Genomic DNA, 17,213 nt, shown 5'->3' with positions numbered 1-17,213 from the left:
CCGCTGGCGGAACCTGGGCAGATGGGCACGGCTGCACCGCATGGGAGCTGGCGGGGCGCCCTCGCAGGCGTTCTCACCGCGCTGATGGCCCTGCCCGCCCCCAGCCAGGCCCAGAGCCCGGGCACCGCGCTGTTGGAGCGCAGCTGGCGGGAGCTGGATCAGCAGCTGCGGGCCCTCGATGCCCTGATCCCACCCGACCCCGAGCCGGGCGCCAACCGCAGCGCCGGTGGGCTCACCCCGAGCCAGCCCCTGCCGGAGGCCCTGCTCCAACCCAACCGCCCCGCCACGGGTGCGCTGATGCGGCCTGCCGCCACACCGGTCCCGCCCCTGAGCCTGCCGACCGCCTCCAGCCTGCAGACAGGGGGCGTCCAGAGCCTGAGCCTGGAGCAGGCCCTGGCGATCGCCTTCGCCAACAGCGCCACCCTGCAGGCCCAGCGGGAGCTGGTGGCAGCGGCCCTGGCGGAGCTGCAGGCCCAGCTGGGCAGCTACTGGCCGCGCATCAGTGCCTTCGCCAATGGCAGCAGCGGCCAGAGCAGCCTCTACGCCAACGCGCCGGTGGGCAATGGCCGGCTGGGCCTGGGACCCCAGTTTTCGGCCACGGGGCTGCTGGGCGCCAACGGCCAGGCGACGGCCGGCGCCTTCTACGTTCCCAGCGGCGGTTCCGCCTCCCTCACCACCACCACCAGCGGTGGCACAGCGGGTCTGCAGCTCGACTATGCCCTGATCGACTTCGCCCGCACCCCCACGGTGCAGGCGGCCCGGGCACGGTTGCAGCGGGAGCGGCACAGCTACGCCAACCAGCTTCGCCTGCTGCAGCTGCAGGTGAGTGAGGCCTACTACCAGCTGCAGCAGGCGGATCAGACCGTGCGCATCCAGGACGCCGCCGTGCGCAACGACCTGCTGATCCTGCGGGATGCCCTGGATCTCAAGCAGGCCGGCCTGGTGCCGCGCCTCGATGTGCTGCGGCGACGCGCCATCGAAGCGGCCAACCAGGAGACCCTGATCCAGGCCCTGGCGGATCGGGCCGTCGCCCGTCGCCAGCTGGCGGTGTTGCTGAACCTTCCACCGGGCCTGACGCCCAGCGCCGGCGATCCGATCACGCCGATGCCCCGGTGGCCCCTCAACCTGGAGGAGAGCCTGCTGGGCGCCTACCGCGGCAACCCCGAACTGGAGGCGATCCTCGCCACCCGTGAGGCCCTGGCCCGGCAGCGGGATGCCACGGCGGCTGCGCTGCTGCCCAGGCTGTCGCTGTTCGCCAATGGCGGCGTCTACGGCAGCAACGCCAACAGCTCGAACGTCAGCGCCAGCAACGGCGGCTGCTGCGGCAGCACGGTGATCCCGGTGCAGAACAGCAGCGGCGGCGAGTGGTCGGTGGGGCTGAGCCTGCAGTGGCTGCTGTTCGACGCCGGCAGCAGCGCCGGCCAGGCACGCGCCCTGGCCCGCCGCGAGGCCGCCACCAGTCAGCAATACGCCGCCCAGCGGGATGCCATCCGGCTGAGGCTGGAGCAGGCCTTCTTCAGCCACGAGGCCAGCCTGGCAAAACTCTCGGCGGCCCGCTGGGGTGTCGCCGCCGCCCTTGAGGCCTTCCGCGACGTGACCCTGCGCTACCGCACCGGCCTCTCCAGTGAACTGGATCTCTCCAATACCCAGGAACGGCTCATCGCCAGCCTGGTGCAACGGCTCAACGCCACCGTGGGCGTGAACATCAGCTACGCGCGGCTGCTGCGGGAGCTGCTGCCGATGCCCCTGGATCCGCAGGCACCACTCACACCCCAGCTCAACCTGCCGCCTGGGGCAGCAGCCCAAGCCGCTGCAGGGAGTCCAGGGCCTGGCCGCCAGGATCAGCCAGGCACTCCGCCAGCAGGGGCGCCAGCACCGGGACCTGGGCAAAGCCGCCGCTGAAGCCGCTGAACACCCACAGGCCTGGGGCCCCGGCCACGGGTCCGACCAGGGGTTGCCCTTCGCTGCAGAAGCTCACGCGGGCCTGGCGGTAGCGGGCCGGCACGGCCTGCCAGCCCAGGGCCAGGGGCTCCAGGCCCCGGCGCAGGCGCTGCTCCATCCGCTGGGGGTCGGGCTCCGGATCTGCCGGGGCGCCGGAGCTGGTGTCGGCCGGCCGCACCAGGGTGAGCTGGCCCACCAGGGCGCCACGGCCCCGCGGCACCACGCCAGGATCCACGATCCAGGCCTCGGCCTGCAGCTGCGGCGCCCGCCGCTCCAGATCCGCCCGCTGGAACTGCAGCGGCAGCTGCAGCTGATCGGGCTGCAGCTCACGGGGACGGGCCTGCAGCTGCAGCACCCCTGCCCAACTGCTGCGCAGCCGCACCGGCAGCTTCGGCCAGAGCGCCCGGCAGCCACTGCCCGCCGCCAGCACCACCTGGGCGGCCTGCAGCGGCGGCCCCTCCACCAGGTCCACGCGCCAGCCGGCACCCGAGCGCTCCAGACCCTGGGCCTGGCCCCGCCGCCGCTCCACCCCCGCCGCGGCCAGCACGGCCGGGAGCCGCTGGCCGAAGACCTCCCCATCCACCTGCGACACGGGCAGGGGCAGGCGCCAGTGGGCGGGATGCCAGCCCAGGGCTCCATGGCGATCCTCCAAGACCCGCCAGCGCGCACCCGCCTGGGCGGCAAGCCGGGCCAGACCCGTGGCGGCCAGCGGCCAGCCAGGGATCACGCCGTAGCTGAGCTCGGTGGCGGTCTCACCGGATCCGGGATCCAGCAGCGTCACGGCCAGCCCGCGCTCGCGCAGAGCCAGGGCCAGCAGAGATCCGGCCAGCCCCCCGCCGATCACCAGTCGCTCCGAGGAGAACTCCCCGGCAGGCACCGCCATCAGATCTGCAGCGTGAACGACTGGATCACCTGGTGGAACAGGACCTTCACCCGCGGCCAGCGCGCCTCGTTGGTGCTGGCGGCCAGGGTGTACAGACGGCCGCGGTCCACCACAACGGTGGCCAGCTCGTGGCGGTCCCGGTCGCTCAGGTGCACGGAGTACTCAAGGTCGTAGAAGGTGCGGCCGCCGTCCAGTCGCTCCTGGGCCTCCACCAGTTCGGCCTGCCGGCCGCTGCCCTCGGGCGCGATCACCACGCGGCGCAGCTTCTCGCCCACCGCCACGGCACTGCCGAGGGACTCCAGGTCGTTGGTGGCATTCACATCGGAGATCACCAGGCTGAGGGTCTCATCGCTGTTGATCAGGTCGTGGAACACCACCTGGGGCCCATCGCTCACCTGCACCCGTGTCCAGCCGGTGGGGTAGAGGAAGGCGTAGCGGCCATCGGGGCTCTGGAAGGAGTTGAGACCGGCTGCCGCGGCGCTGCAGCCCACCAGCGCCAGGCTCAGCACCACTGCGAGGGCCAGGCCCCGGGCCCCGGCCCCGAGGCGCCCGTGCAGGCGCGTCCAGATCGAGCGGAGGGGGGCCAGGAGCACGGATCGGGGGAGCGAGTGATGGCCATTCTCCCGTCCGCAGGGCACGGGCGCTGCCGGGGCTGGCGGTCCGGCGGCCGCCGCCGTGGCAGCGCCCCTAGATTCCAGCCATCTGCAGCAGCGCCCTGAGCGGCTTCACCCGCCCCCTGGCCCGCCTGATCGACCAGTTCGAGCGGCTGCCGGGCATCGGTCCGCGCACGGCCCAGAGGCTGGCCCTGCATGTGCTGCGCCAGCCCAGCGAGCAGATCCAGGCCTTCGCGGATGCGCTGCTCACGGCCCGCAGCCAGGTGGGCCAGTGCCAGCGCTGCTTCCACCTCTCGGCTGAGCCGCTGTGTGAGATCTGCCGCAACGAGAACCGCCAGACGGGCGTGCTGTGCGTGGTGGCCGACTCGCGCGACCTGCTGGCCCTGGAGCGCACCCGTGAATTCAAGGGCAGCTACCACGTGCTGGGGGGGCTGATCTCGCCGATGGATGGGGTGGGACCGGAGCTGCTGCAGATCCCGCCGCTGGTGGAGCGGGTGGATCGCGATGGCATCGAGGAGGTGATCCTGGCCCTCACCCCCAGCGTGGAGGGTGACACCACCAGCCTGTATCTGGCGCGGCTGCTCAAGCCCTTCACCGCCGTGAGCCGCATCGCTTACGGCCTGCCGGTGGGCAGCGAACTCGAGTACGCCGATGAGGTCACCCTGGCGCGGGCCCTGGAGGGGCGCCGGCCCATGGGCTGACCCCCACGAGCCACCCCGCACGCCGGCCATGGCCACCCGATCAACCCGCTACAGCGCCATCCCCCCGGCCCAGCGGCTGCCCGACTGGATTCACGCACCCATCGGCAACGCCTCCCAGCTGGAGACCGTGCAGGGCGTGGTGAGGCAGCAGCGGCTGCACACCATCTGCGAGGAGGGTCGCTGTCCCAACCGCGGCGAGTGCTACGCCGCCGGCACCGCCACCTTCCTGCTGGGCGGTCCGATCTGCACCCGCAGTTGCGCCTTCTGCCAGGTGGAGAAGGGCAGCGCCCCCACCCCGTTCGATCCCGCCGAGGCCGAACGGGTGGCGGAGGCGGTGCAGGTCCTGGGCCTGCGCTACGTGGTGCTCACCGCCGTTGCCCGCGACGACCTGCCCGACCACGGCGCCGGCCTGTTCACCGCAGCCATGGCGGCCATTCGCCACCGCAATCCGCTTGTGAGGATCGAGGTGCTCACCCCGGACTTCTGGGGCGGCCATCGCGACGAGGCGGAAGGTCTGGCGGCCCAGCGGCAGCGGTTGGGCACCGTGCTGGCGGCGGGCCCGGTGTGCTTCAACCACAACCTCGAAACCGTGGAGCGGCTCCAGGGCGAGGTGCGCCGCGGCGCCACCTATCGGCGCTCCCTGGAGCTGCTGGCCGCCGCCCGGGAGCTGGCCCCCGGAATCCCCACCAAGAGCGGCCTGATGCTGGGGTTGGGAGAGAGCTTCGAGGAGGTGGTGGCCACCATGGCGGATCTGCGCGCCGTCGACTGCCAGCGGCTCACCCTGGGGCAGTATCTGCGCCCCTCTCTGGCCCACATCCCCGTGGCCCGCTACTGGCACCCTGAGGAGTTCGCCGCGCTGGGCGCCATCGCCCGAGAGCAGGGTTTCACCCAGGTCCGCAGCGGCCCGCTCGTGCGCAGCAGCTACCACGCCGGGGAGCTGGCCTGAGCTGGTGAGCTCAGGGGCGGTGGGCCTGCCGACCCAGCACACGGATCCTGCTGGAACGGGGGTGGCACTGATCGGATAGCCACATCGATCCCCCATGGGCCAGGGCGCCATCGTCTCCGTGTTGTCCGTCGCGTCAGGAGAGCAGCACCACTGGTGGCTGCCACAGGGGCTGGACAGCCCGGCCAGGCTCTTCGATCAGCTCCGCTGCGCCGCCGGCGAACCCGATGACCTGGCGACCTGCCTGGGGGAGCGACTGAAAGATCTGGCCGGGGCCAGACGGGTGGCGACTCCCTGCTGGTCCCAGGTGCGCGACCGCTACCTCGTGGGCCTGCACGGATCGCCGCTCCCTCGCGTCGTGCTCTGCGGCTGGCACTCCCCGAAGCCTGGGGCCGGCTGGATCCGCAGCTTCGCCCCCCAGGAATGGCCCCAGCGGCGCCAGGCCCCACGGAATGGCGACCGTGCGGCGGAGCGGCCCTAGGGCGCGGGATCGATGGCCCTGGTGAAACGCACCTGACGCTTCACCTCCCGGAACCCCAGGGCGGCATAGAAACCATGGGCATCCTCACGGAGCACGTTGGCGCCCAGGTGAATGGACCTCACCCCCTGCTCCCGTCCCCAGACGGCCACGGCCTCCATCAGGGCCCGGCCCACCCCCTGCCGTCGGGCCGACCTGTCCACCACGAAGCCCGCGATCTCCACGTGGGCAGGCTCATGGGGCGGCTCGCAGAGGCGGCAGCTGGTCCAGCCCAGCACCAGCGCCTGCGGCCCCTCGGCCACGATCACCCGCTCCCGGTCCCCATGCCGTTGACGCTCCAGGAGGCGCTCCAGACGCCCGAGCACCTCGAGAGCGCTCACGGGGTAGCCCAGTTGGTCCGCCAGCTGCGCCAGAGCCGGCGCATCGGCGGCGGTGACCCCACGGCAGAGGACGGGTCCCAGCCTCATGGCTCCGGGGAACGGCTGGCCTGCGCCTCGCGATAGGCCGTCAGCCCACCGGCAATCGAGGTGGCCCGCCGGTAGCCGAGCTGCTGGAGCGCATCGGCGGCGAGGGCGCCGCGGTTGCCAGCGTTGCAGTAGCAGATCACCGGGGTGTTTCGATCGGGAACCCGCGCGGAGATCTCTTCAGCGAGTCGATCGAACGCCACCTGCGCCGCACCCTCGATGTGGCCAGCGGCAAAATCGGCGGCGCTGCGCAGATCCAGCAGCGGGGCTCCCTGGTCCCGCAGGGCCTCCACCTCGGCGGGGCTCAGCTCGGTGATCCTGGATCGAGCCTCAGCGGCCCTGCGCAGAAAGTCCGGGTCATGGACCGCCATGGTGGGTTCCGGTCAACGGGGGCCGCAATGTAGGGGACAGGTGCGACGGGTCGCTGTAGTTCCAGGGCCTTCGCGCCCGGGTGACGGTGCGACCCGAGACGGCTCGATGCTCAGGCCGGTCGCGCTGTTCACTCCCCCAGCAAGTGCTGGCAGCGCCGCAGCCCGCCGGCACAGTCACCCTCCATCAGCAGCCCCGAGCCGCCCCACAGCAGCCGGGGCCCCAGATCCAGGGGCCCGGCCCCCAGCTCCCGCTGCGGCCAAAAGCCCAGCCGTTGGAAATAACGCACCAGCCGTCTGTGCTGTTCAGGCCCATCGCGGATGGCGAGCAGCCGGGCCCGGCGGCAAGGGGTGGTCTCCAGGGCCCAGGCGAAGGTGGCGGCCCAGATCAGGGGGCCCACCCTGTAGCTGGTCTCCCCCCACACCCGCAGTGTGTCCAGATGCAGACCCGTCGCCGTCGGGACGGCCCACCCCTTCAGTTCCCCCAGCAGCAGGGGCGACTGGCCAGGCCGGGGCCGTGCCACCACCACCTGCAGACTCCAGACCCCCAGGCGGCGCGGGGCCCGCAGCCGCAGCAGCAGGCCGCGCCGGGCTGCCCTGGCTTCGATCGTTTCCAGGCCGATCGGAGGATCGACCACGGCGGGTGTGGTCATGGGTAGGGCTCCACCGCCACCACGGCGTCCAGATTCAGGGGCCCGTGGATGTGGGGGAACAGCTCATGGCCGCCCGGAGCGGGCTCCAGGGCCAGGGGCGCGGAGAGCCTGGCCGGATCGATCTCCAGCCGCAGCAACGGCGGCGCCTCGGCGAAGAAGCGAGCGTGGGTGGCCGCCAGCTGGTGCTCGAAGCTGGCGTGGATGAAGCCCACCTGCTCAAGGCTCTGCCCCCGGGTGGAGCGCCGGTAGCTGCCGTCGCGGCGGGCTTGCTCCCACTCGCTGGCCAGAGCCAGGTGATGCAGACGGCGATGGGAGGGGAACAGGCGTTGGGGATCCTCCGGCCGCCACGGGGAGACGGACTCCAGGGCCGCCGCCAGCTCGGGGCTGGCCAGGAACCGCCTCAGCCAGGCCTGCAGCGGAGCGAGATCCTCCAGGGCATCAAACCAGGCCGGATCGGCCAGGCGGAACTGACGCACGAACGGCAGCAACGCGGCATCAGCGAGCGAGGGCCGCTCCCCCAGCAGCCAGCCACCGGCCTGGAGCCAACCGTTCCAGTCCCGGAGAATCTCCAGAGCCGCCTGCCTGTTCTCCAGCGGGTCAGCGCCCGGGTAGCGACTGGCGTACTTGTAGCGGTCGAGATGGGGCTTGAACTGCTCGTCGTTGCAGGCGATCAGATCGGCGATGCGCTGCCGCTCCACGATCGCCTTGGTTCCAGGTCCCCGGCGGAGCCAGTCGCCCGGATCGTGCTGGTCCAGGGCCCAGCCCATCAGCTCCAGGCTCTGCTCCAGAACGGAGCCATCCCCGAGCACCAGCACGGGCACCGTGCCCTTGGGAGAGGCCGTCAGCAGTGGGCTGGGCTTGGCCCTGAGGTCCACCTCCCGCAACTCCACCACCAGACCGGAGACCGCGATCGCCAGCCGGGCCCGGATGGCATAGGGGCAGCGCCGGAAGCTGTAGAGGATCGGCAGCGCCCCGATGCGGTTGGTCACGCCCCCTGGCCTCCCCGCGCCACAGCCCCCGGCGACACCCCCATGGGGACATCCCGGCGGGTGCGGGCCCGCTCCATCTGCCGCTGACGCTCGGCGAAGCGCTCGCGATCGGCCTCGCTGAACCGCTCGATGCAGTGACGACAGCTCACCCCCTCCCGGTAGCTGGGGAGGGCCCGATCGGCAGGTGAGAGGGGCAGGCCGCAGGCATGGCAGAGGCTGTAGATCCCTGGCTCCAGCCGGTGATTCACACTCACGCGCCGGTCGAACACGTAGCACTCCCCCCGCCAGCTGCTGCCCTGCTCGGGCACCTCCTCCAGATACTTCAGGATCCCGCCCTGGAGGTGATGCACCCCGGCGAAGCCCTGCTGCTGCAGGTAGGCCGTGGCCTTCTCGCAGCGGATACCGCCCGTGCAGAACATGGCGATCGCCTTGGGCCGGCGCTGAGCCACCAGGGGCCGCAGCTCCTGCTCCACCCAGGTGGGGAACTCCCGGAAGCTGGCGGTGCCGGGATCGAGGGCGCCCTCGAAGCTGCCGATCGCCACCTCGTAGGCATTGCGGGTGTCGATCACCAGGGTGTCGGGGTCGCGGATCAGCTCGTCCCAGTGCTCGGGGGGCACGTAGGTGCCCACCTGTTCAGCCGGCTTCACCGTGGGGCAGCCCATGGTCACGATCTCGCGCTTGAGCCGCACCTTGAGCCGGTGGAACACCGGCTGCGGCGCCCAGCTGAGCTTGGCCTCCAGGTTCGTCAGGCCCGGCAGGGCCCGCAGCCGCGCCAGCACCCGCCCCACCCCGGCCGGCGGCCCGCTGATGGTGCCGTTGACGCCCTCACCCGCCAGCAGGATCGTGCCCCGCACAGTCCCAGCCGCCGCCAGAGCCTTCAGCTCCTGCTGCAGCTCCAGCAGGCCTTCCATTGCCGCAAAGCCGTAGAAGGCCGCCACCTGCACTGTCATGGCCGACCTCAGCGGGAGGGATCGAGCCAGGGGTTCACGCCCGCGGCCGCCAGCAGCTCGCGGTCAGCGTCCACTGCGGAGTTGCCGGTGGTGAGCAGGGTGTCGCCGTAGAAGATCGAATCGGCGCCCGCCAGCAGGCAGAGCACCTGGCCCTCGCGGCTCATGGTTTCGCGGCCCGCGCTGAGCCGCACCCGACTGGTGGGCATCAGGATCCGGGCCACGGCCACCATCCGCACCAGCTCCAGCGGATCCACCGGCGGCTGCTCCTGCAGCGGCGTGCCCTCCACCGCCACCAGGGCATTGATCGGCACGCTCTCGGGATGGGGGTTGAGGCTGGCCAGCACCTGCAACAGGGAGGCCCGGTCCGTGGTGGTCTCGCCCATGCCGATGATGCCGCCGCAGCACATGGAGATACCGGCCCGGCGCACCCGCGCCAGGGTTTCCAGCCGCTCCTGATACGTGCGGGTGCTGATGATCCGGTCGTAGTGCTCGGGGCTGGTGTCGAGGTTGTGGTTGTAGGAGGTGAGGCCGGCCTCCGCCAGCCGCGCCGCCTGGCTGTCGGTGAGCATGCCGGCGGTCACGCAGGCCTCCAATCCCAGCTCCCGCACCCCACGCACCATCTGCAGCATCGCCTCAAATGGGGCGCCATCGCGGATGTCGCGCCAGGCCCAGCCCATGCAGAAGCGGTGGGCTCCGGCCTGCTTGGCGGCCCGGGCCCGCTCCAGCACCGGCTCCACCTCAAGCTCGGGCCGGCCCGTTACATCGCTGCTGTTGTGCAGCGACTGGGGGCAGTAGGCGCAGTCCTCCTCGCAGCCGCCGGTCTTGACGCTCAGCAGCGAAGCCAGTTGCACCCGGTAGCCGGGATTGGCGGCGCGGTGCACAGCCTGGGCCCACCAGAGCAGGTCCATCAGGGGCAGCTCCAGCAGCGCCTGGATCTCTGGGACCGTCCAGTCGTGACGGATCGACGGTGCCGGCGGAGCCCCGGGGACGGCGTTGGCGGCGGTGCTGGCGTGGTAAGCGGGGGTGGCGATCAAGGCGGGGTGATCAGGGGGAGACGGGATCGACGCCGCCGAAACGGCGCTGGCGGCCCTGATAGTCCTGCAGGGCCAGGGTCAGGGACTGGGCGTCGAAGTCGGGCCAGAGCACATCGGTGACGTGCAACTCGGCATAGGCGAGCTGCCAGAGCAGAAAGTTACTGATGCGCTGTTCACCGCTGGTGCGGATCAGCAGGTCAGGGTCGGACTCGCCGGCGGTGTGCAGCTCGGCGGCGAAGGCAGCCTCATCGATCGCCGCCGGATCCAGCTCCCCACGGGCGACCTGGTCCGCCAGGCGGCGGGCGGCGCGCACCAGCTCGCGGCGGCCGCCGTAGTTGGTGCAGACGTTGAAATGGATGCCGACGTTGTTGGCGGTGCGGGCCTCGGCGCTGGCGATCAGCTCCTGCAGGCCTGTGGGCAGCTGCTGCAGATCACCGAAGAAGCGGATGCGCACCTGCTCGCGCTCCAGACCCTCCAGTTCGCGGGCCAGCACCCGCTCGAACAGGGCCATCAGGAAGCTCACCTCCTCACCGGGCCGGCTCCAGTTCTCGGTGGAGAAGGCGTAGGCCGTGAGGGCGCCGATGCCCCAGTCGCTGCAGAGGCGCAGGGTGCGCTTGAGGGCCTCCACCCCCTCCCGATGCCCCATCACCCGCGGCAGGTTGCGGCGTCGGGCCCAGCGGCCGTTGCCGTCCATGATCACGGCCACGTGGGCCGGCAGCCGGGTCGGATCGAGGTCCGCCGGCAGGGCCTGCAGCACGGGTCGACTCCCCTGGGATGGATCGGAGGTCGCCAGGGCGCGACTCATGGATGACGATCGGGCGAATCCGCTGACACGCTACGCCCACTGGCCGATGGCAACAGCGGGGCAGGATTGGCAGCCGCCTTTGCGGCGGGTTTGACGGAGCCCTTGCCGCCAGCCTTGGTGGAGCTCTTGACCACAGCGGCGCTGAGCAACTCCTGGAGGCGACTGCTGGTGATCGGGCGCTCCAGCCGGCCCTGACGCGCCAGCGACAGGGTGCCGGTCTCCTCGGAGACCACGATGCAGAGACAGCGATCGAAGCGCTCGGTGATCCCCAGGGCCGCCAGGTGGCGGGTGCCGTAGCGGTTCAGGCCCTGGTGGCGCGAGAGGGGCAGGATCACCCCGGCCGAGAGGATGCGGTTGTCCTTGACCAGCACAGCTCCGTCGTGGAGGGGCGTGTCCTGGGCGAAGAGATTGAGCACCAGATCCACCGAGAGCTGGGCATCGAGGGCGATGCCGGGATTGAGGAAGTCCTCGGGGCGCAGATCACTGCCCAGATCCAGCACGATGAGGCCACCGCGCCGCAGCTGGGACAGGCGCCCCGCCGCCTCGCTCAGCACCGCCACCGAGCCCGAGGCGAGCTGGTCGGCCCGACGACTGCCGAACAGCACATCAAGCCGGCCAGTGCCGAGCAGTTCCATCAGCCGGCGCAGCTCCCCTTGCCAGAGGATGGCCAGGGCCAGGCTGCAGGCCAGCACCAGGGCATCCACCAACTTGCTGGTGAGCGGCAGATCGGCGTAGCGCTGCACCACCCAGGCCAGCGCCACCAGGGTGAGATAGCCCCGCAGCAGCCAGAGGGTGCGCGGCTCGTTCACCCGCGACAACAGCACCATGCCAAGGGCCGTGGCGAAGAGCAGATCCAGCAGCAGCCTCAGATCCAACGGCCCGAGCCCAAACACCGCCCACTGCCCCCGTGCTCCGGGTCAGGCTACCGGCCGCAGGCGCTCGGGCAGGACGTCGTAGCGCAGCAGCTCCTCTGGCCGCTCACGGCGCTGCACCAGATCAGCCTGACCATCGCCCACCAGCACCGTGGCGGGCCGGGGGATGCGGTTGTAGTTGGAGGCCATGGAGGCGTTGTAGGCGCCGGTGGCGAACACGGCCAGCACCTCGCCGCTGGTGGCGGGAGGCAGGGCCAGGTCCTTGAGCAGCACGTCGCCGGATTCGCAGTGCTTGCCGGCCACGGTCACCGTCTCGCTGGCCTCGGCCTCGGGCCGCTCCGCCAGCAACGCCGTGTAGCGCGACTGATAGGTGATCGGCCGGGGGTTATCGCTCATGCCCCCGTCCACCGACAGGTAGGTGCGGATTCCGGGAATCTCCTTGCGGCTGCCCACCGTGTAGAGGGTCACGCCGGCGGTGGCCACCAGGGAACGCCCTGGTTCACACAGCAGCCGGGGCAGCTCCAGGCCACGTGCCTGGCAAGCGGCGACCACCGCCTCAGCCACGGTGCGCACCCACTGCTGGATCGACGGGGGATCGTCGCTGGCCACATAGCGGATGCCGAGACCGCCGCCTACGTTCAGATCGGTCACGGGATGGCCGAGGGAGCGGGCCAGGGCCAGGGCATCGGCCAGTACCGCCGCAAGATCGTGGTGGGGCTGCAGCTCGAAGATCTGGGAGCCGATATGGGCATGCAGGCCGCTGAGGCGAGCCCAGGGGCAGCCGGCCAGGTGCTTAAGCACCGGCTCCAGCTGGTCGGGGTCAAAGCCGAACTTGCTGTCGAGGTGGCCGGTGCGGATGTACTCGTGGGTATGGCACTCGATGCCGGGCGTGAAGCGCAGCATCAGGTTCACCGGGGCCGTCGGCGCCAGGGCCGCCAGGTTCTCCAGGTCGAACCAGTTGTCCACCACCACAGTCACGCCGCGCTGCACCGCCAGGTCCAGCTCCTCAAGCGACTTGTTGTTGCCGTGGAAGACGATCCGATCGGGCGCCATACCGCCGTCCAGGGCCGTGAGCAGCTCGCCGGCCGACACTGCATCGAGGCCCAGCCCCTCGGAGGCCACCAGGGCGGTGATCGCCAGGCTGCTGTTGGCCTTGGAGGCGTAGAGGGCCAGAGCCTCGCCGGGGTAGTGGGCGGCCAGAGCGTCCCGATAGGCGGCGCAGGTGCCCCGCAGGGTGGCCTCATCCAGCACGTAGAGGGGAGTGCCGTAGCGGCGGGCCAGCTCGCCCAGGGCAATGCCACCCACCTCGAGCTGACCTTGGCCGTCGATGCGGGTGGTGAGCGGGGTCAGGTTGCGGTTGGGACTGGCCGCATCCCGCTCGACCTCGAAGGGGCGCGGAGCAGAGGTGGCCGCGGGGCTTCCTGCCCCGGCGCCAGCGGCATCGGCGCTGATCGCGGCACCGGAGGGGGCGCTGGCCGTGCTGCTGCTCATCTCGGGGCCGTATGACAGAACGAGTTGACAATCGTAGGCAGCACCCGGCCTGTCTTCCGTGCCCAGCGAATCCGACGCGCCAGCCCAGCCGGCGGCCACGACGGTGGAGGGCACGACCCGGGATGGGGCGGCCCCATCGACCCCGCAGCTGGCCCCCCTGACCCCGGCGGACCTGGAGGCCTGTCTGGGCCTGGACGCCGCTGCCCTGGGCGGCCTGTGGTCGGACCAGCAGTGGCACACGGAACTGGCGGCGGCGGAGCGCCCCGGGCTCGGCCTCTGGCAGGGGCGGGCGCTGGTGGGGCTGGCCTGCGGCTGGCTGGTGGTGGATGAGCTGCACATCACCGTGGTGGCGGTGGATCCGGCCCATCGACGCGGCGGCCTGGGCCGCCAGCTGCTGGAGGCCCTGCTGGCCGAGGCCGTGGGGCGCGGAGCCCGCCACGCCACCTTGGAGGTCGCGGCCGACAACGGCCCGGCCCAGGCCCTCTATCGGGCCCTGGGCTTCGAGACTGCAGGGGTCCGTCGCCGCTACTACCGCAACGGCCAGGACGCCCTGATCCAATGGCGTCGAATCGGGCGGGAGGCTCCGTCCTGCGACCGCTGAGCGGCTGTGCGGATTGCCGCCATTTTTTGATGCGAAGAACCGAAAGTTCAGTCGGTTGAATTGTTGGAAACACCTGGGCAGTCCAGCTGCGCTGCAACGGCTTTGCCCCCGTGGCCGCCGCAACCACACACCACCGTCCAACCCTGATAGGTTGGTGACACCCGCAAAAGGCACCGCCCCATGTTCGAGCGGTTTACCGAGAAGGCCATCAAGGTGATCATGCTGGCCCAGGAGGAGGCCCGCCGCCTCGGCCACAACTTCGTCGGCACCGAGCAGATCCTGCTGGGCCTGATCGGCGAGGGCACCGGTGTGGCCGCCAAAGTCCTCAAGTCCATGGGGGTCAACCTCAAGGACGCCCGGGTCGAGGTCGAGAAGATCATCGGCCGCGGCTCCGGCTTCGTGGCCGTGGAGATCCCCTTCACCCCCCGGGCCAAGCGCGTGCTGGAGCTCTCCCTGGAGGAGGCCCGCCAGCTCGGTCACAACTACATCGGCACCGAGCACCTGCTGCTGGGCCTGATCCGCGAGGGCGAAGGCGTCGCCGCCCGGGTACTGGAAAACCTCGGCGTGGACCTGGCCAAGGTCCGCACCCAGGTGATCCGCATGCTGGGCGAGACCGCAGAGGTCAGCTCCGGTGGCGGCAGCAAGGGCTCCACCAAGACCCCCACCCTCGACGAATTCGGCAGCAACCTCACCCAGCAGGCCGCCGACGGCAAGCTGGACCCGGTGGTGGGCCGCCAGAAAGAAATCGAGCGCGTCATCCAGATCCTCGGGCGCCGCACCAAGAACAATCCGGTGCTGATCGGCGAACCGGGCGTCGGCAAGACCGCCATCGCCGAGGGCCTGGCCCAGCGCATCAACTCGGGCGATGTGCCCGACATCCTTGAGGAGAAGCGCGTCCTCACCCTCGACATCGGCCTGCTGGTGGCAGGCACCAAATATCGGGGTGAGTTCGAGGAGCGCCTCAAGAAGATCATGGAGGAGATCCGCAGCGCCGGCAACGTGATCCTCGTGATCGACGAGGTGCACACCCTGATCGGGGCCGGTGCGGCGGAGGGCGCCATCGACGCCGCCAACATCCTCAAGCCCGCCCTGGCCCGCGGCGAGCTGCAGTGCATCGGCGCCACCACCCTCGATGAATACCGCAAGCACATCGAGCGCGATGCGGCCCTGGAGCGCCGCTTCCAGCCGGTGATGGTGGGTGAGCCTTCGGTCGACGACACGATCGAGATCCTGCGGGGTCTCAAGGAGCGCTATGAGGCCCACCATCGCCTCAAGATCGCCGACGAAGCACTGATCGCCGCCGCCACCCTGGGCGATCGCTACATCTCCGATCGCTTCCTGCCCGATAAGGCGATCGACCTGATCGACGAGGCCGGCAGCCGCGTGCGGCTGATGAACTCCAAGCTGCCCCCTGCCGCCAAGGAGGTGGACAAGCAGCTGCGGGAGATCCAGAAGCTGAAAGAGGACGCCGTCCGCGAGCAGGACTTCGGCAAGGCCGGCGAACTGCGCGACAAGGAAGTAGAGCTGCGCGATCAGATCCGCTCCATCCTGCAGACCCGCAAAGACGAAGAACCCACGAGCGAGCTCAGCAAGGAGGCCGAGGGAGCTGTGGCCGTGGCCGAAGGGTCTGCGGTTGATCGCAGCCCGGTGGTCACCGAGGAGGACATCGCCCACATCGTGGCCTCGTGGACGGGCGTGCCCGTGCAGAAGCTCACCGAGAGCGAGTCCGTCAAGCTTCTGAACATGGAGGAAACCCTCCACCAGCGCTTGATTGGTCAGGACGAAGCCGTCAAGGCCGTGTCCCGCGCTATCCGCCGTGCCCGCGTGGGGCTCAAGAACCCCAACCGTCCCATTGCCAGCTTCATCTTCTCCGGCCCCACCGGCGTCGGCAAGACCGAACTGACCAAGTCGCTGGCGGCCTACTTCTTCGGCAGCGAAGAGGCGATGATCCGCCTCGACATGTCGGAATTCATGGAGCGCCACACGGTCAGCAAGCTGATCGGCTCGCCTCCGGGCTACGTGGGCTTCAACGAGGGCGGTCAACTCACCGAAGCCGTACGCCGGCGTCCCTACACCGTGGTGCTGTTCGACGAGATCGAGAAGGCTCACCCCGATGTGTTCAACCTGCTGCTGCAGCTACTTGAAGACGGTCGCCTGACCGACTCCAAGGGCCGCACGGTGGATTTCAAGAACACCCTGATCATTATGACCTCGAACATCGGTTCGAAAGTCATCGAGAAAGGGGGTGGCGGTCTTGGCTTTGAATTCGGCGGTGGCGATGCCGAGGAGACCAACTACAACCGCATCCGTTCGCTGGTGAATGAGGAGCTGAAGCAGTACTTCCGCCCCGAGTTCCTCAACCGCCTCGACGAGATCATCGTCTTCCGTCAGCTCAGCCGCGACGAGGTCAAGGAGATCGCCGAGATCATGCTCAAGGAGGTCTTTGGCCGGATGGCCGAGAAGGGGATCCACCTCTCCGTCACCGAGGCCTTCAAGGAGCGTCTCGTGGAAGAGGGCTACAACCCCAGCTATGGGGCCCGTCCCCTGCGTCGGGCTGTAATGCGGCTACTGGAAGATTCCCTGGCCGAAGAGTTCCTCAGCGGCCGCATTGGCGAGGGTGACTCTGCCGTGGTTGATGTCAACGACGACAAGCAGGTGGTCATCCGCAAGCAAGGCGCCGTGGCCATCCCCGAGCTTGCCGGAAGCGGTGTCTGAACCAGCAGACTAACGGTGAATTCGTGATTGCAACTAACGTTGTAGCAGGGGCCCTTACCGGGCCCCTTTTGTCATGGTGAGAGCCCAGGGCAATCAACAGAATCGGAAAGAAGGACTGGAGGCTGTGGTAGGCAAACGCAGCACTGAGATCGATGCAGTCCTCCCGGTCCCAGAGGCGATAGGCCCACCAGCCGATCTTCACGGTGTGGCGGAAGCCCACACGACGGCCCATGAACTGGCTGCTCACACAGGCGGCGGCGGTGGGATCTCCAGGGTAGGGAGGGACCCTTCCAGGAATACGGCCCTGCCGGCCAAGCCTGCGGCAATCCCTGCGGCTGGCCTGTGCCTGTGCCTGTGCTGTGGCGAGGATGGCCAGGGCGCCATGGCGCTCCGCCACCGCGGTGCCGCAATCCTGTCCTGGCTGTGCGGGCAGGACAGTCCCCACGCCACAGCGGCCATCCAACCCGCCGGAGCCATCCATCAGCCCAACAAAAAAGCCACCCCGTAGGGTGGCTCTCTCGTCATCAGTCTTAGCCTCAGTCCTGTCATCAATACAACACTGACAAGACAGCTCTCACGAGGGGTGTCTTGTCAGAAGCTGCTGCCAGGACTGGCTGATGAAACCTGAACTCTCCGCTGCAAGGGAGGAGTCAGGCTTTGGCTGGAACAAGTTTTTACCTGGCATCGAGCTATTTTCGCAGGGGGCTACCC

At 69.9% G+C, this 17,213-nt stretch carries 16 protein-coding genes and 2 pseudogenes; 6 read left to right on the top strand and 12 right to left on the bottom strand.

Annotated elements, in window-relative coordinates:
* The first annotated feature begins 84 nt into the window (after positions 1-84).
* Entirely contained in the window at positions 85-1,902 is a 1,818-nt protein-coding gene (locus tag CJZ98_RS07585; RefSeq protein ID WP_232756309.1) for a TolC family protein, read from the top strand.
* A gap of 10 nt (positions 1,903-1,912) precedes the next feature.
* On the opposite strand, the pseudogene CJZ98_RS19070 reads toward CJZ98_RS07585, so the two are convergent.
* Positions 1,913-2,824 (bottom strand): annotated as a pseudogene (locus tag CJZ98_RS19070) (FAD-dependent oxidoreductase); the annotation flags it as partial.
* A complete protein-coding gene (gene psbP / locus CJZ98_RS07575) occupies positions 2,824-3,348 on the bottom strand; it encodes a photosystem II reaction center PsbP (RefSeq protein ID WP_094590075.1) in 525 nt (174 codons plus the stop codon). The gene psbP and the pseudogene CJZ98_RS19070, both read right to left, overlap by 1 nt.
* 221 nt (positions 3,349-3,569) lie before the next feature.
* Between psbP and recR the strand changes: the two genes are divergently transcribed.
* The 3 genes from recR to CJZ98_RS07560 all read left to right on the top strand — a co-directional run bounded on the left by recR (position 3,570) and on the right by CJZ98_RS07560 (position 5,563).
* A complete protein-coding gene (gene recR / locus CJZ98_RS07570; RefSeq protein ID WP_232756320.1) occupies positions 3,570-4,139 on the top strand; it encodes a recombination mediator RecR in 570 nt (189 codons plus the stop codon).
* 28 nt (positions 4,140-4,167) lie between these two features.
* Positions 4,168-5,085, top strand: coding sequence for a lipoyl synthase (gene lipA / locus CJZ98_RS07565; RefSeq protein WP_094589995.1), 918 nt, complete (start codon positions 4,168-4,170; stop codon positions 5,083-5,085).
* Between the two features lie 94 nt (positions 5,086-5,179).
* Complete coding sequence (locus tag CJZ98_RS07560; RefSeq protein ID WP_094589993.1) at positions 5,180-5,563, top strand: hypothetical protein; 384 nt, start codon at positions 5,180-5,182, stop codon at positions 5,561-5,563.
* On the opposite strand, the gene CJZ98_RS07555 is transcribed toward CJZ98_RS07560, so the two are convergent.
* The 9 genes from CJZ98_RS07555 to lysA form a co-directional block, all read right to left on the bottom strand.
* Positions 5,560-6,027: a GNAT family N-acetyltransferase gene (locus tag CJZ98_RS07555; protein ID WP_094589991.1), complete on the bottom strand. Its 468-nt coding sequence runs from the start codon at positions 6,025-6,027 to the stop codon at positions 5,560-5,562. The two genes, CJZ98_RS07560 and CJZ98_RS07555, sit on opposite strands and share 4 nt — an antisense overlap.
* On the bottom strand, positions 6,024-6,395 hold the full coding sequence (locus tag CJZ98_RS07550) for a rhodanese-like domain-containing protein (protein ID WP_094589989.1): 372 nt from the start codon (positions 6,393-6,395) through the stop codon (positions 6,024-6,026). Before CJZ98_RS07550 ends, CJZ98_RS07555 begins: the two co-directional genes overlap by 4 nt.
* Before the next feature lie 128 nt (positions 6,396-6,523).
* Entirely contained in the window at positions 6,524-7,045 is a 522-nt protein-coding gene (locus CJZ98_RS07545) for a hypothetical protein (RefSeq protein ID WP_094589987.1), read from the bottom strand.
* Entirely contained in the window at positions 7,042-8,034 is a 993-nt protein-coding gene (locus tag CJZ98_RS07540) for a DUF952 domain-containing protein (RefSeq protein ID WP_232756308.1), read from the bottom strand. The genes CJZ98_RS07545 and CJZ98_RS07540 overlap by 4 nt, the downstream gene beginning before the upstream one ends.
* On the bottom strand, positions 8,031-8,984 hold the full coding sequence (gene trhO, locus CJZ98_RS07535; RefSeq protein ID WP_094589985.1) for an oxygen-dependent tRNA uridine(34) hydroxylase TrhO: 954 nt from the start codon (positions 8,982-8,984) through the stop codon (positions 8,031-8,033). The genes CJZ98_RS07540 and trhO overlap by 4 nt, the downstream gene beginning before the upstream one ends.
* Positions 8,985-8,992: 8 nt before the next feature.
* Entirely contained in the window at positions 8,993-9,946 is a 954-nt protein-coding gene (gene bioB / locus CJZ98_RS07530; protein ID WP_094590071.1) for a biotin synthase BioB, read from the bottom strand.
* A gap of 82 nt (positions 9,947-10,028) precedes the next feature.
* On the bottom strand, positions 10,029-10,823 hold the full coding sequence (locus tag CJZ98_RS07525; RefSeq protein WP_094589983.1) for an isoprenyl transferase: 795 nt from the start codon (positions 10,821-10,823) through the stop codon (positions 10,029-10,031).
* On the bottom strand, positions 10,820-11,650 hold the full coding sequence (locus CJZ98_RS07520; RefSeq protein ID WP_094590069.1) for a diadenylate cyclase: 831 nt from the start codon (positions 11,648-11,650) through the stop codon (positions 10,820-10,822). The genes CJZ98_RS07525 and CJZ98_RS07520 overlap by 4 nt, the downstream gene beginning before the upstream one ends.
* A 90-nt stretch (positions 11,651-11,740) precedes the next feature.
* Positions 11,741-13,186, bottom strand: a complete 1,446-nt coding sequence (gene lysA / locus CJZ98_RS07515) for a diaminopimelate decarboxylase (protein WP_094589981.1) — start codon at positions 13,184-13,186, stop codon at positions 11,741-11,743.
* 58 nt (positions 13,187-13,244) lie between these two features.
* Here lysA and rimI point away from each other — a divergent pair, with 58 nt between their 5' ends.
* Positions 13,245-13,787, top strand: coding sequence for a ribosomal protein S18-alanine N-acetyltransferase (gene rimI, locus CJZ98_RS07510; protein WP_390625504.1), 543 nt, complete (start codon positions 13,245-13,247; stop codon positions 13,785-13,787).
* 180 nt (positions 13,788-13,967) lie between these two features.
* The gene (locus CJZ98_RS07505) at positions 13,968-16,502 is read left to right on the top strand and encodes an ATP-dependent Clp protease ATP-binding subunit (protein ID WP_094589979.1); all 2,535 of its coding nucleotides are present in this window, start codon (positions 13,968-13,970) and stop codon (positions 16,500-16,502) included.
* An 85-nt stretch (positions 16,503-16,587) separates the two neighbouring features.
* Here CJZ98_RS07505 and CJZ98_RS19065 read toward each other — a convergent pair.
* A pseudogene (locus CJZ98_RS19065) lies at positions 16,588-16,734 on the bottom strand (YihY/virulence factor BrkB family protein); the annotation flags it as partial.
* Positions 16,735-17,213: the final 479 nt, after the last annotated feature.

It is taken from the genome of Vulcanococcus limneticus LL, from assembly GCF_002252705.1.
GTDB lineage: Bacteria > Cyanobacteriota > Cyanobacteriia > PCC-6307 > Cyanobiaceae > Vulcanococcus > Vulcanococcus limneticus.
This window is presented reverse-complemented; position numbering and strand designations above follow the sequence as displayed.